Below are 13,213 nucleotides of genomic sequence, written 5' to 3' on the forward strand. Positions count from 1 at the left end.
GGGAGTGTGACGTTCGCGCGGCCGGGCCTCAGCCGGCCGGGAGCGGGCGTATGGTGACGCCCTCGGGGCCGGCCAGCAGCAGCGAGCGGTCCGGGACGGCGGTCCAGGCCGGGTCGTCGTCGTACGGCTCGGAGGCGACCAGCACGCCGCGCCCCGGCAGGGTCCGGTGGTGCAGGGTGTCGCCCCAGGCGGTCGCGGCGAGCGTCCGGCCGTCGGTGAGCAGCAGGTTGAGCCGGCCGGTGGTGTGCGCGGCCACGTCCGCGACGGTGCCGGCCAGCGCCGCGCCGAGCTCGGCGCCCGCCCGTAGCCGGTGCAGCGCCAGGCCCCAGAGCAGCGCCGAGTCCGTCCGGGCCTCCAGGTCCAGCAGTTCGGCGGGCGGCAGCAGTCCGGCCAGCGCGTCCAGCTTCTCCGGCCAGCCCGTCACCGCGCCGTTGTGGCTGAACAGCCAGCGCCCGGCGGCGAACGGCGCGGCCGCCGCCTCGCCCGGCGCGCAGCCCTCGGTGGCCGAGCGGACGGCCGCCAGCAGCGCCCGGGTGCGGATCACCCGGGCGAGGTCCGCGAACGAGGCGTCCGCCCAGATCGGCCCGGCCCGCCGGTAGCGGGCGGGCACCTCGTCGCCGTCCGCGTACCAGCCGAGCCCGAAGCCGTCCGCGTTGACCGTGCCGTACTGCTGCACCCGGGGCGCCCAGGACTGCCGGTAGAGCCCGAACGGCGGCTCCACCAGCAGCTCCCGGGGCGCCACCGGCTCGCCCAGATAGGCGAGATGGCGGCACATCAGCCGGCCGCCGGGTCGGCGGCGGTGCGGAAGCCGGCGAAGATCTGCCGCCGGACCGGATAGTCCCAGTTGCGGAAGGTGCCCCGGCAGGCGACCGGCGCGACGCCGAAGCAGCCGCCGCGCAGCACCTTGTACTCGGGCCCGAAGAAGACCTCCGAGTACTCCCGGTACGGCCAGGCCCGGAAGCCCGGGTACGGCCGGAAGTCGCTGGCCGTCCACTCCCAGACGTCGCCCATCAACTGACGTACCCCGTAAGGGGATTCACCGCCCGGGTAGCTGCCGGCCGGGGCCGGGCGCAAATGCCGCTGGCCGAGGTTGGCGCGCCCGGGGGAGGGTGCGCCGTCGCCCCACGGGTAGCGGCGGGAGCGGCCCGTGGCCGGGTCGTGCCGGGCGGCCTTCTCCCACTCCGCCTCGGTCGGCAGCCGCCGGCCGGCCCACCGCGCGTACGCGTCCGCCTCGTACCAGCTGACGTGCAGCACCGGCTCGTCCCCGGGTACCGGCTCCAGCAGGCCGAACCGCCTGCGCAGCCACTGGCCGTCCTCGCGGTGCCAGAACAGCGGGGCGGTCAGCCCTGCCCGCTGCCGGTGCTCCCAGCCCTCGGCGGTCCACCAGCGCGGCTCGTCGTAGCCGCCGTCGGCGATGAACCGCTGATAGGCGCCGTTGGTGACGGGCGTGGTGTCCAGCAGGAAGGCGGGCAGTTCGACCCGGTGCGCCGGGCGCTCGTTGTCCAGCGCCCACGGCTCGGTGTCGGTGCCCATGGTGAACGGCCCGGCGGGGACGAGGACTTCGGCCGGCAGTGTGGCCGCGTCGGCGGGTGCGGGCGGCGGCGGGGGAGCGGCCAGGACGGGCTCGCCCGACCGCAGCTGATGGGTGATCAGCATGGTCTCGTCGTGCTGCTGTTCGTGCTGGGCGATCATGCCGAAGGCGAATCCGGCGTCCAGCAGCGGTGCGCCCTCCAGCGGGCTGGCGGCCAGCAGGTCGAGCACCCGGCCGCGGACCTCGTGGGCGTACGCGCGGGCCTCGCCGGGCGGCAGCAGCGGCAGGCTGGGGCGCTCGGCGCGCGGGTGCTCGAAGGCGTCGTAGAGCGGGTCGATCTCGGGGTGCATCGGGTCGCGGCCGCCGACGTTGCGCAGCAGCCAGAGCTCCTCCTGGTTGCCGATGTGGGCGAGGTCCCAGACCAGCGGGGACATCAGCGGGGAGTGCTGGGCGGTGAGGTCGCGCTCCCCGACGCAGTCGGTCAGCGCGGCGGTCCGGGCCCTGGCGGCCAGCAGCTCGTTCGCGATCGTCTCGCGCAGCGCCTCCGGGGTGGCGGGGGCGTCGGCGGGGGCGTCGGTCGGGCGGGCGTCGTCGATCATGGTGCGGCCTCCTCCGGGGGAGTGGGGCGGGTGCCGGCGCGCAGGGCGTCCAACTGGTCGTCGGCGGGGCAGCGGCCGCGCGCGGGGTAGCGCTCGGCGTACTCGGCGACGACGGCGCGCAGCCGCTCGGCGCCGGGCAGACGGCCCAGCGCGGCGTCGGCGGCGGCGAAGCAGGCGAGGGCGGCGCGGCGCAGCCCCGGGTCGGCGACGGCCAGGGTGGCGGCCCGGCGCCAGACGTCGCTGCGCGGTGGCAGCGGGCCGTCGGCGCACCCCAGCGGCTCCAGCGCGGCCAGCGCGGCGTCGGCGGCCGGCGGGTCCTCCAGCAGCGCGGTGACCAGGGCGGTCGGGACGATCCAGCCGTCACCGGGCTGGGCGTCGATCATCCGCAGCTCCAGGTGGCCCTGCGGCCGTACCGGAGGGAAGAGCGTGGTGCGGTGGTAGTCCAGGTCGGCCAGGGTGGGCGGGCGTTCGCCGGCGCCGGCCAGCCAGTCGCGGAAGGTCAGTCCGGCCGGGGCGGTCCAGGGCAGCCCGCCCGGTCGGCGGATGCAGAGCACCTCGGCGTCCAGCACGTAGCGGGACCAGGCCTCGCGCGGGTCGCCGTGGTCCGGGCCGGGGGCGAGGGTGCGGGAGGGGTCCATCCTGGACCAGACGGTCTGCCGGGTGGACCGGTGGCCGGTGGGCTTCCCGTCGAGTAAAGGGGAGTTGGCGAAGGCCGCGACCAGGACGGGGCCCAGCCGGTGGGCCAGCCGCCAGCGCCGGTCCAGCGCCTGCGGGCCCTCCTCGGCCCCGGCGTCCAGGCAGACCTGGACGGAGGCGGTGCCGGTCATCATGATCCGGCCCCAGGGCCCGGCCGAGTCGAAGAATCGTTCCATCGCCAGATAGCGAGGGTGGTCCAGGACCATCAGACGGGGGCGGGCCAGCGGATCGGTACCGGTACCCGTGAGACGCAGGCCCTGCGCCGCGAAGGCGGCCCGCAGGGCGGCGAGATCGTGCCGGGTTTCGTCGACGCAGGCCGTGAGGCCGGGGGCGGGCGGGGAGCTGAGCTCGACCTGACCGCCGGGTTCGAGGGTGAGACGGGCGCCGGAGGGAAGTGAGGTCCCGTCCGGGCCGCCGAGTGGCAGTGAGTCCAACGCGGCGTGCAGCCGCTCCGGTAGGACGGGGCCGGTCGGACATCGGTTGTCGTGGACGAACCACTCGACTTCGATGCCGACCAGCCGGGGAGGTCCGATCTTGAAGCAGACACCTGACATGTGGCTGCGCGCCGCCGACTCGGTCAGTGGCGTCACCCCGCCCGGGGGCGGTTCCGCGCTCTGCCGGTCGGGTGGGCTGGCGGGTGGGCTGGTCGGGCGAACGGGTATCACCGGACTCACCATCCTCGGGATCACGATTGCGGCCCGGTCTACTCTGCCCAGTCTGCTACGGACCATGCGGGCCTGCTCCGCAAACATCTCGTGAAGAGATGTATCCGCAGGTCAGAGGTGGTGCAATCGGGTGAATCAGGGCTTTCGCAGCCGGGCCAGCCGGGCCAGTGCCCGCGCCAGCTCCGGGCCGGGCAGGGCGTAGTTGAGCCGGAGTCCGCCGCGCCCGCCGGGCCCGAAGTCGGCGCCGTCCGAGACCTCCAGGGCGCAGCGCTCCAGCAGCGCCGCCCGGGCGTCCGCGGCCGGCAGGCCGAGCGCGGCGGTGTCCAGCCAGAGCAGGTACGAGGCCTGTGGCGCGGAGCGGACGGCGTCACCGAGCACAGCGGTCAACTCGTCCCGGGCGGTGGCGAGATGACGCAGCAGGGCGTCCAGCCACGGCCCGCCGTGCCGCAGCGCCGCCCGCTGCACCACCTGCTCCAGCAGCCCGCCCTCCCAGAGGCCGTACCCGGCCATCACCTCGCCGAGCCGCCCGCGCAGCGCAGGGTCCGGGACGAGTGCGAAGCAGCTGGGGATGCCGGAGGTGTTGAAGGTCTTGCCGACCGAGTTGAGGGTGACCGTCCGGTCGCGCAGCGGGCCCGCCACGGCCACCGCGACGGGGTGGCGGTGGCCGGGGTGGGTGAGGTCGCCGTGCACCTCGTCGGAGAGCAGCACCCCGCCCGCCCGCGCCGCGGCCTCGGCGAGCCCGTGGATCTCCGCCGCCGTCCAGACCCGGCCGGACGGGTTGTGCGGGCTGCTCAACAGCACCGCCCCGGGCCGGTGCCGGGCGAAGGCGTCCAGCGGCAGCCGGTAGCCGGTGCCGGTGCGGTCGCCGGTGCCGTCGTTACCGTCGTGGACCAGCGGGATCTCCCGGTACGGCAGCCGGGCGGCCCGGCAGAGCTGGGCGAAGCCGCCCCACTCGGGCGTCGGGAACAGCACCGGCCCGGCCGGGCGGACCGCCTCCAGCAGCAGCCGGACGGCGGTCCGGGGCCCGAACGGCAGCAGCAGCACCCATGCCGGGTCCACCGCGACGCCGTGCCGCGCCCGGTACCAGTCGGCCACCAGGGCCCGCCCGGCCGGATCGCAGGCCGTGTACCCGTACGCCCGGTGCCGCGCCCGTCGCGCCAGCGCCTCGGCGACGGCCGGCGGACCGGGCAGGTCCATGTCGGCCAGACCCAGTGCGATCACCCCGTCCGGCCCGCCGGCCGTCCGCGCCCACTTGCTGCTGCCCGTCCCGGCCCGGTCGAAGGGCAGTCCGAAGCCGAAGTCGTCCGGCGCGGTCGTCATGGGAGCCTCCGTAGGGTGTGAGACGGCCCGGTCCGCCGTCAGGCTAGGGCGTCCGCTCTCGTTCCGTCCTCGTTCCGTCCGGCGGTCAGGTCCGTTTCCGGCCCCCGCTGCCACCCGGGCAGGACGGCAGAACTCCGCTTGCACGCGTTCAGCGTGCAGAGGAGGATCTTTTGTGCTTGTAGTCTCATCTGTCGCAGCCATCTCTTCAGATCGCTGCGTCCTCAGAACCGGAGTGAAGGAGTCCCGAAGATGCGGCGACCGAACTGGGTACCGGAGGGCACGGACCTGGACAAACCGAACGCCGCACGGGTCTACGACTACTACCTCGGGGGATCGCACAACTTCGAGGTGGACCGGGAGATGGCCCGCAAGGCGATCGCCCTCTGGCCGGAGCTGCCCCAGATCATGCGTTCCAACCGGGCCTTCCTCCGCCGGGCCGTGCAGTTCCTCGCCGAGCGGGGCATCACCCGCTTCCTGGACATCGGCTCCGGCATCCCGACCTTCGGCGCCGTGCACGAGCACGCCCGCGCGATCCGCCCCGAGACCGAGGTCGTCTACATCGACCGCGACCCGGTCGCCGTCGCGCACAGCCGGCTGCTGCTGGAGAACGACCCGCAGAGCGCCGTCGTCCAGGCCGACCTCCGGGACATCGACGACCTGCTGAGCCGCCCCGAGGTGAAGGCCCTGCTGGCGGCCGGCGAACCGGTGGGCGTCCTGCTGGTCGCCGTCATGCACTTCGTCAGCGACGCCGAGGAGCCGCGGAAGCTGCTCTCGGTGCTGCATGACGCCCTCCCGCCGGGCAGCGCGCTGGTCCTCTCGCACGCCTCCCTGGAGGGCCGCCCCGACCAGGCGGAGGACCACCAGAAGCTCTACCAGCGGACCCCCACCCCGCTGACCATGCGCACCCACGAGCAGATCACCGCCATGTTCACCGGCTTCGAGCTGGTCGAGCCGGGCGTGGTCTACCTGCCGCAGTGGCGGCCCGACCAGCCGGAGGCGGTCGGGCAGCACCCCGAGCGGATGACCGGGGTGGCGGGCGTGGGGTTCCGTCCGTGAGCGGAGCGCCGGTGCCGAGCAGCCCCGAACGGTTCCACGAGGACTGGGCGCGGCTGCTCTCCGGCGACCACGGCACGGCGGTCCACCCCGGCCTGCTCGGCCGGCTGATCTCCCGGACCGCCGCGCTGCTCCACCGGGCCCAGCTGGACGAGCCGTTCGAACCGCACCTGGCCGCCCGGGCCGGCGCCGAGCTCGTCGACGCGCACTTCACCGACCCGGTGGTGCTGGCCCGGGCGGTCGAACTGCTGCAGGAACAGCCGGTCGCCGACGGCCGCGGGCCCGCCCTCTGCGGTGCGTTCGCGGCCGGCTGGGCCGACGCCCTGCGCGAGCGCACCCTGCGCGAGCAGGAGGCGATCATGACCGCCGCCGACGTGGCCCGCAAGGAGGCCGAACGGGCCCTGCGCGCCTCCGAGGCCCGCTTTCGCGCGCTCTTCGAGAGCGCGGCCATCGGCATCGGCATCGGCGACACCGACGGCAACATCCTGGCCGTCAACCGCGCCCTCCAGGAGCTGTTCGGCGCCGGCCCGGAGGACATGCAGGGCCGTCGGGTCGGCGACCTCGTCCACCCCGAGGACACCCCCGGCGTCTGGGAGGCGTACGAGGAACTGATCAGCGGCAAACGGGACTACTTCCAGTTCGACAAGCCGTACTACCGGCAGGACGGCGAGGTGGTCTGGACCCACCTCACGGTCTCGCTGATCCGCGACGACGACGGCCGCCCGGTGTACCAGGTCGCCATGCTGGAGGACGTCACCGACCGCTACCGGCTCCAGGAGCGACTGCGCCACCAGGCCACCCACGACCCGCTGACCGGCCTGCCCAACCGGGCGGCCTTCTTCGAACGGCTGGAGAAGCTCTTCGAGGAGCCGGACCCGGGCGCCCGGTTCGGCCTCTGCTACGTGGACCTCGACGGGTTCAAGGTGGTCAACGACAGCCTCGGCCACGACACCGGCGACCAACTGCTCTCCGCCGTCGCCGACCGGCTCAAGGCCGCCCTCACCCCGCTCGGCCATCTGGTCGCCCGGCTCGGCGGCGACGAGTTCGTGGTGCTGCTGGAGAACTGCCGGGGCGAACAGGAGGCGGTCGCCGCCGCCAAGACCGTCCTCAAGGCGCTGGCCGGGCCAGTGCTGATCGGGGACCACAAGCTCGCCGTCGGCGCCAGCGTGGGCGTGCTGGAGCGCCGGGTCTCCACCACCACCCCCGGCGCCGCCGTCCGCGCCGCCGACCTGACGCTGTACCGGGCCAAGGAGGCCGGCCGCGGCCGCTGGACGCTGTTCGACCCCAAGGAGAACGCCCGCGCCGTCAGCCGCTACGCCGTCTCGGTGCGGATGCCGGCCGCCCTCGACCGGGGCGAGTTCTTCATCGACTACCAGCCGCTCTACGCGCTGGCCGACGGCCGGCTCGCCGCCGTGGAGGCGCTGGTGCGCTGGCGTCACCCGCAGCTCGGCGTGCTCGGACCGGACGAGTTCGTGACCACCGCCGAGGAGACCGGCCTGATCATGCCGCTCGGCCGGTGGGTGCTGGAGCAGGCCTGCGGCCAGGCCGCCGACTGGATCAAGCGGTTCGGCGACGACGCGCCCCAGCTCAACGTCAACCTGGCGGTCCGCCAGGCCCGCAGCGCCGCTCTGGTCACCGACCTCGGCCGGATCCTCGACTCCACCGGCCTGGACCCGGCCCGGCTCCAGCTGGAGATCACCGAGTCCACCGTGGTCGGCCCCGAGGACGAGGCGCTGCGCACCCTGCACGGGCTGGTCGACCTCGGCGTCTCGCTCGCCGTGGACGACTTCGGCACCGGCTGGTCCAACCTCGCCTACCTGCGCGACCTGCCGGTCTCCGGCCTGAAGATCGCCGGCTCCTTCGTCGGCGACCTGCACGACCCGGGCAAGGACGAGTCCACCGGCTGGCGGATCGTCAGCGGCCTGGTGTCGATGGCGCACGCGCTGGGCCTGACCGTCACGGCCGAGGGCGTGGAGACCCGGCGGGACGCCGAGCGGCTGCGCACCATCGGCTGCGACTGGGCCCAGGGCTGGCACTTCGGCCGCCCGGTGCGGCCGGGCGAGATCGCCCGCCGGATCACCGAGGAGCCGAAGGGACGACCGGTCGAGGGCTGAGCCGGCCGGCCCTCCCGCGCCGGACCGTCCGCGCGTCCGCCGCTCAGCCGACCAGGCGGGACAGCTCGATCGAGTGGCCGGTGCGCTCCACCTTCGCCCGCAGGTAGCGGACGTTGCTCGCCGACAGGTGCACGCCCGTCGGCACCCGGCGCTCGACGGCGATGCCGAGGCCGGCCAGCTGCGCCGCCTTGTCCGGGTTGTTGCTCAGCAGGTCGATGCCGGTGGCGCCGAGCGCGGCGAGCATCTGGGCGGCGGCGGTGTAGTCGCGCCCGTCCTCGGGCAGGCCGAGCGCGGTGTTGGCGTCGTAGGTGTCCAGGCCGGAGTCCTGCAGGGCGTAGGCGTCCAGCTTGTTGTAGAGGCCGATGCCCCGGCCCTCCTGCCGCAGGTAGAGCAGGTAGCCGCCCGCCTCGCTGATCCGCTCCACCGACTCGCGCAGCTGCGGTCCGCAGTCGCACCGGTCCGAGCCGAACACGTCGCCGGTCAGGCACTCCGAGTGCAGCCGGACCAGCGGCGTCCCGCCCTGCGACACCTCGCCGAAGGCCAGCGCCAGGTGCTCGGCGCCGTCGGCCAGGCCGTGGAAGGTGAAGACCTCGGCCTCGGCGCGATAGCCGTCCGGGAAGGTCAGCGGGATGCGCACACGCGAACGCACGGTGGCGGGGCCGGGCTGCGGCGTGGCGGGCTGCGGCATGGGTGGGGCCTCCGTTACTGGGGTGGTGTTCCGGTAGTCGACCGTACTAGGTAGTTCCAATTTGAACAACAAGCTTCCGCGAGTCCTTCCCCCGCCGTGGCAATGGCAGCGGCAGCGGCGGGGAGCGGGAAGCGGGACGGGGCGGGAAGGAAACGGCGCCGGCGCCGACCGCTGGGGCCGGCGCCGGTGCCGGCGCCAGGGCGCGGCGGTGGACGCTACTTCACCCGGCTGGTCATCGCGGCGCGGATGGTGCGGGTGCGCTCGGCGAGGCCGGGGAGGTCGAGGTCGGCGGCGTTCTGGGTGAGGTCGGTGACGCTGCCGACGGTGGTGAAGTCGGCCCAGGCGCAGACGGCGAGGACGTCACCGTGCCCGTTCGGGGTGGCGGAGCACTTGAGGGCGCCGCCGAGCGGGCCGGCCGGGAAGGCGGTGTACGGGGCGGTGGGGGCCTGCGGGGCGTGGCCGCCGACGGTGACCGGGGCGAGCGACGGGTCCGGCCCGCCGAGCAGGTCGTCCAGTTCGCGGACCGGGCTGGAGAAGTTGCCGGTGGCGCCGATCACGATGAAATCGGTCCCGGTGGAACCGGGTCGGCGGTAGCCGGTGACGAAGTGCTCGCGGAAGCGGAGGTAGGCGAGGGTGTCGGGGAAGATCTCCGCGTTCCGGGCGGCGTACGAGCCCGAGGTGTCCGGCTCCCTGGTCAGGTCGCCGATGCTCTGCACCGGGTCCAGCCGGTTCCGCATCGGGTCGTCCGGACCGAGCACGGTGGCCAGCAGTCCGGCCGCCACCAGTGCCGCCAGTACGCCGCCCGACACCTTCCAGGTCCGCCGTGACACCCGCCGGTACCACGGCGGCACCGGCCCCTCCGGCTCCGCCCAGCGGGACTTCAACCGGTCGGCGGAGGTCTCGGGTGCGGGCGCGGGTTCGGCTGTGCTGTCGGTGGCGTCGGCGTCGTTGTTCGGCATGGCGCGGTGGCGATTCCTCCCGGACGGCCGCCCGGATGCCCGGACGGATGTTCGGGTCGGAACAATGCGGCCCCGGACGCCGCTCCGTCAAACGCACCGGGGGCGCTCCCCCGGGAACCGGCACCCGGGGCGCCCGCCGGCTGTGAGCTTGCTCACGGTCGGGCGGGGTGTGGCGGGGCGAGCGGTCGGTCGAGGGGGCGTGGCGCCGGGGAATGTCCGCTATTCGGAGAGTTGGGCGCGGGCCGCATCGTGGCAGAGCGGTTCCACCATGTGGATGGGGTCGTACATGGGGTGTTAACACTGGGACACTACCCGGATAACAGCGGTCCTGTATGCCGCTTCGGCGCGCAAGGACAGCGCGATGCCCTCAATGGCGAGGGGGACCGCCGGCGTTCCCCGATACGGGACGTCTCGCGCGCGACTGACGACCACGGAAGGTCCTGAATCTGATGCCGGTCACCTCTCGTTCCTCCGCGTCCCACGACGCCGAGAACCGTGTCATCGAGTCCCTCTACGCCGAGGTTCTGCGCCGCAACCAGGGCGAGCTGGAGTTCCACCAGGCTGTCCGGGAGGTCCTGGAGACCCTAGGCCCGGTGCTGGCCAGGCGGCCCGAGTTCGTCGACGCCCGGATCATCGAGCGGATCTGCGAGCCCGAGCGCCAGCTGATCTTCCGGGTGCCGTGGTCGGACGACAAGGGTGGCATCCACGTCAACCGCGGCTTCCGGGTCGAGTTCAGCAGCGTGCTCGGCCCCTACAAGGGCGGCCTGCGCTTCCACCCGTCCGTCAACCTGGGCATCGTCAAGTTCCTCGGCTTCGAGCAGATCTTCAAGAACGCGCTCACCGGGATGCCGATCGGCGGCGGCAAGGGCGGTGCCGACTTCGACCCGAAGGGCCGCTCGGACGCCGAGATCATGCGGTTCTGCCAGTCCTTCATGACCGAGCTCCACCGCCACCTGGGCGAGTACACCGACGTCCCGGCCGGTGACATCGGCGTCGGCGGCCGCGAGATCGGCTACCTCTTCGGCCAGTACAAGCGGATCACCAACCGCTACGAGTCCGGCGTCCTCACCGGCAAGGGCCTCGGCTGGGGCGGCGCGCAGGCCCGCACCGAGGCCACCGGCTACGGCTGCGTGCTCTTCACCGCCGAGATGCTGCGCAGCCGGGGCGAGAGCCTGGAGGGCCAGCGGGTGGTCGTCTCCGGCTCGGGCAACGTCGCCATCTACGCGATCGAGAAGGCGCAGCAGCTCGGCGCGACCGTGGTCACCTGCTCCGACTCCTCCGGCTACGTCGTGGACGAGAAGGGCATCGACCTCGCCCTGCTCAAGGAGGTCAAGGAGGTCCGCCGCGGCCGGATCTCCGAGTACGCCGAACTGCGCGGCGGCCACGTCAAGTTCGTCGCCGGTCCGGGCGTCTGGAGTGTGCCGTGCGACGTCGCGCTGCCCTGTGCCACCCAGAACGAGCTGGACGAGACGGACGCGCTCGCGCTCGTCCGGGGCGGCGTCAAGGCGGTCGCCGAGGGCGCCAACATGCCCACCACCCCGGAGGCCGTCCGGGTCCTCCAGGAGGCGGGCGTGGCCTTCGCGCCGGGCAAGGCGGCCAACGCGGGTGGCGTCGCCACCAGCGCGCTGGAGATGCAGCAGAACGCCTCGCGCGACTCCTGGACCTTCGCCCACACCGAGGAGCGGCTCGCCGAGATCATGCGGCACATCCACGACTCCTGCTTCACCACGGCCGAGCGCTACGGCAGCCCGGGCAACTACGTGGTGGGCGCGAACATCGCGGGCTTCGAGCTGGTCGCGGACGCGATGCTGGCGCAGGGCCTGATCTGATCCTGCGCACCCTTCCGCGGGTCCTCCCGCGGCTCTGCTGACCCGGGCCCCCGGTCGGTCCTTCGTGACCGGCCGGGGGCCCGGGCCGTTCGCCGTTGGCCGCTCGATGCTTGCCGTTCGTCGTTCGTCGTTCGTCGTTCGTCGGGGGCTGGGCCGGAACGGTGGTGCCGTGCCGTCTGCCGGACCCGACCGGAGCGGGCACAGGATGTCGGGTGCGGCAGGGTGGGTCCTTTCTACGGTGGTGAGCAGTAAGGGAAGGACGGGGGCTGGCATGCTGGAGCAGCTGAACCGGGCCATGGAGCACATCGAGGACCGGCTCGACCAGCCGGTCGAGGTGGCCGAACTGGCGCGGATCGCGATGACGTCGGAGTACCACTTCCGGCGGTTGTTCTCCGCGCTGGCCGGGATGCCGCTGTCGGAGTACGTCCGGCGTCGGCGGCTGACCGTTGCCGGGGCCGAAGTGCTGTCCGGCGAACGGACGTTGCTGGAGGTGGCGGTCCGCTGCGGCTACACCTCGGGGGAGGCGTTCGCCCGGGCGTTCCGGGCGATGCACGGCGTCGGGCCCGGGGAGGCCCGGCGCGGTGGTGCGGCGCTGCGGTCCCAGCCCCGGATGTCCTTCCGACTCGTCGTGGAAGGGAGTAGCAGTATGGAGTACCGCATCGTGGAGAAGCCCGAGTTCCGGGTGGTGGGCAGGCGGACCCGGGTGCCGCTGGTCTGCGAGGGGGTGAACCCGGCCATCGCCGCGTTCATCCAGGGTCTCGACCAGGAGACCGTCGCCCGGATCTCGGCGCTCTCCGGCCCGGAGCCGGAGGGCATCGTCTCGGTCACCGAGCACCTCTCGGAGAGCCGCGAGGAAGGGTCCGAACTCGACTACTACCACGCGGTGGTGGCGTCCTCGGAGGCCGTCGTCCCGGACGACCTGGACGTCCGGGTGGTGCCGGCCGGCAGCTGGGCCGTGTTCACCAGCACCGGCCCGTTCCCGCAGGCCCTGCAGGAGATGTGGCGGGACGTCTACACCCAGTGGTTCCCGTCCAACCCGTACGAGTCCTGCTCGGGACCGGAGATCCTGCGCACCCGCTTCCTGCCGGACGGCGGCGGGGCGCAGGCCCAGCTCTGGGTCCCGGTCGAGCGGGCGGCTCGCTGAACAGCCCTGGGCCGGTGGGAGGTTGGATCTCCCACCGGCCCAGGGTCGGTGGGGGTCCGCCCGGCCCGGGGGCCTGTTAGGGTCCGCGCATGACGAAGCGTGTGCCCTTCCGGGGCGGGGAGAAGGAGAGCCTGTTCACGGCTCTCGACCGGCATCGCGACGCGGTGCTGTGGAAGCTGGAGGGGCTGGACGACGAGCAGCTGCGGCGGCCGGTGACGGCGTCGGGGACGAATCTGCTGGGCCTGGTGAAGCACCTGGGTGGGGTCGAACTCGGCTGGTTCTGCGAGACGTTCGGCCGTGCGACCGGGCCGCTGCCGTTCGACCTGACCGAGGACGAGGAGTCCGATCTCCGGGTGCGGCCGGACGAGTCCACCGCGGACGTGCTGACCTTCTACGCCCGTGCCCGGGCGGCGGCCGATCTCGTCATCGGGGAGCTGGAGTTGGACGACGTCGGCCGGGCCTGGTTCGGGGACGAGGTGTCGCTGCGCTGGGTGCTGATCCACATGACGACGGAGACCGCCCGGCACACGGGCCACATGGACATCCTGCGGGAGCTGATCGACGGGCGGACCGGAGACCACAGCCGGGGGTGACCGGGCCGGGGGTGGCCGCCTT

Annotated in this window: 11 protein-coding genes; 5 read left to right on the forward strand and 6 right to left on the reverse strand. The window is 73.6% G+C overall.

Annotated elements, in window-relative coordinates; translation table 11 throughout:
* Positions 1–28 precede the first annotated feature (28 nt).
* The 4 genes from egtC to AB0P06_RS10100 form a co-directional block, all read right to left on the reverse strand.
* Positions 29–775 carry an ergothioneine biosynthesis protein EgtC gene (gene egtC, locus AB0P06_RS10085; protein ID WP_363606517.1) on the reverse strand — a complete coding sequence of 249 codons (747 nt, stop codon included), beginning with the start codon at positions 773–775 and terminating at the stop codon, positions 29–31.
* Entirely contained in the window at positions 775–2,130 is a 1,356-nt protein-coding gene (gene egtB, locus AB0P06_RS10090; RefSeq protein WP_363606519.1) for an ergothioneine biosynthesis protein EgtB, read from the reverse strand. Before egtB ends, egtC begins: the two co-directional genes overlap by 1 nt.
* A complete protein-coding gene (gene egtA / locus AB0P06_RS10095) occupies positions 2,127–3,416 on the reverse strand; it encodes an ergothioneine biosynthesis glutamate--cysteine ligase EgtA (RefSeq protein WP_363606521.1) in 1,290 nt (429 codons plus the stop codon). The genes egtB and egtA overlap by 4 nt, the downstream gene beginning before the upstream one ends.
* 210 nt (positions 3,417–3,626) lie before the next feature.
* Positions 3,627–4,811: an aminotransferase class I/II-fold pyridoxal phosphate-dependent enzyme gene (locus tag AB0P06_RS10100; protein WP_363606522.1), complete on the reverse strand. Its 1,185-nt coding sequence runs from the start codon at positions 4,809–4,811 to the stop codon at positions 3,627–3,629.
* Positions 4,812–5,060: 249 nt separating this feature from the next.
* On the opposite strand from AB0P06_RS10100, the gene AB0P06_RS10105 reads away from it, so the two are divergent.
* Together AB0P06_RS10105 and AB0P06_RS10110 are read left to right on the forward strand one after the other, a co-directional pair.
* Positions 5,061–5,867 carry an SAM-dependent methyltransferase gene (locus AB0P06_RS10105; RefSeq protein ID WP_363606523.1) on the forward strand — a complete coding sequence of 269 codons (807 nt, stop codon included), beginning with the start codon at positions 5,061–5,063 and terminating at the stop codon, positions 5,865–5,867.
* On the forward strand, positions 5,864–7,978 hold the full coding sequence (locus tag AB0P06_RS10110) for an EAL domain-containing protein (protein WP_363606525.1): 2,115 nt from the start codon (positions 5,864–5,866) through the stop codon (positions 7,976–7,978). The genes AB0P06_RS10105 and AB0P06_RS10110 overlap by 4 nt, the downstream gene beginning before the upstream one ends.
* A gap of 43 nt (positions 7,979–8,021) precedes the next feature.
* Here the strand turns inward: AB0P06_RS10110 and ribA are convergent, their stop codons facing one another.
* Both ribA and AB0P06_RS10120 read right to left on the reverse strand, forming a co-directional pair.
* Positions 8,022–8,666: a GTP cyclohydrolase II gene (ribA, locus tag AB0P06_RS10115; protein WP_363606527.1), complete on the reverse strand. Its 645-nt coding sequence runs from the start codon at positions 8,664–8,666 to the stop codon at positions 8,022–8,024.
* Positions 8,667–8,881: 215 nt separating this feature from the next.
* Positions 8,882–9,625: a hypothetical protein gene (locus AB0P06_RS10120; protein WP_363606529.1), complete on the reverse strand. Its 744-nt coding sequence runs from the start codon at positions 9,623–9,625 to the stop codon at positions 8,882–8,884.
* Positions 9,626–10,074: 449 nt separating this feature from the next.
* Here AB0P06_RS10120 and gdhA point away from each other — a divergent pair, with 449 nt between their 5' ends.
* From gdhA to AB0P06_RS10135, 3 genes are all read left to right on the forward strand, one after another.
* The gene (gene gdhA, locus AB0P06_RS10125) at positions 10,075–11,454 is read left to right on the forward strand and encodes an NADP-specific glutamate dehydrogenase (RefSeq protein WP_363606530.1); all 1,380 of its coding nucleotides are present in this window, start codon (positions 10,075–10,077) and stop codon (positions 11,452–11,454) included.
* Between the two features lie 271 nt (positions 11,455–11,725).
* Complete coding sequence (locus AB0P06_RS10130; protein WP_363606532.1) at positions 11,726–12,598, forward strand: AraC family transcriptional regulator; 873 nt, start codon at positions 11,726–11,728, stop codon at positions 12,596–12,598.
* A gap of 89 nt (positions 12,599–12,687) precedes the next feature.
* Positions 12,688–13,191 (forward strand): DinB family protein, encoded by a 504-nt coding sequence (locus AB0P06_RS10135; protein ID WP_363606534.1) that lies wholly within the window; start codon positions 12,688–12,690, stop codon positions 13,189–13,191.
* Positions 13,192–13,213: the final 22 nt, after the last annotated feature.

The sequence above is a fragment of the Kitasatospora sp. NPDC088351 genome (assembly GCF_040685575.1).
In the GTDB taxonomy this organism is placed as follows: Bacteria; Actinomycetota; Actinomycetes; order Streptomycetales; family Streptomycetaceae; genus Kitasatospora.

Bases quoted from the DNA above. Each gene is read 5' to 3' on its own strand.
- egtC (WP_363606517.1), bottom strand. From the start codon at position 775: ATGTGCCGCCATCTCGCCTATCTGGGCGAGCCGGTGGCGCCCCGGGAG.
- egtB (WP_363606519.1), bottom strand. From the start codon at position 2,130: ATGATCGACGACGCCCGCCCGACCGACGCCCCCGCCGACGCCCCCGCC.
- AB0P06_RS10100 (WP_363606522.1), bottom strand. From the start codon at position 4,811: ATGACGACCGCGCCGGACGACTTCGGCTTCGGACTGCCCTTCGACCGG.
- AB0P06_RS10105 (WP_363606523.1), top strand. From the start codon at position 5,061: ATGCGGCGACCGAACTGGGTACCGGAGGGCACGGACCTGGACAAACCG.
- ribA (WP_363606527.1), bottom strand. From the start codon at position 8,666: ATGCCGCAGCCCGCCACGCCGCAGCCCGGCCCCGCCACCGTGCGTTCG.
- AB0P06_RS10120 (WP_363606529.1), bottom strand. From the start codon at position 9,625: ATGCCGAACAACGACGCCGACGCCACCGACAGCACAGCCGAACCCGCG.
- gdhA (WP_363606530.1), top strand. From the start codon at position 10,075: ATGCCGGTCACCTCTCGTTCCTCCGCGTCCCACGACGCCGAGAACCGT.
- AB0P06_RS10130 (WP_363606532.1), top strand. From the start codon at position 11,726: ATGCTGGAGCAGCTGAACCGGGCCATGGAGCACATCGAGGACCGGCTC.
- AB0P06_RS10135 (WP_363606534.1), top strand. From the start codon at position 12,688: ATGACGAAGCGTGTGCCCTTCCGGGGCGGGGAGAAGGAGAGCCTGTTC.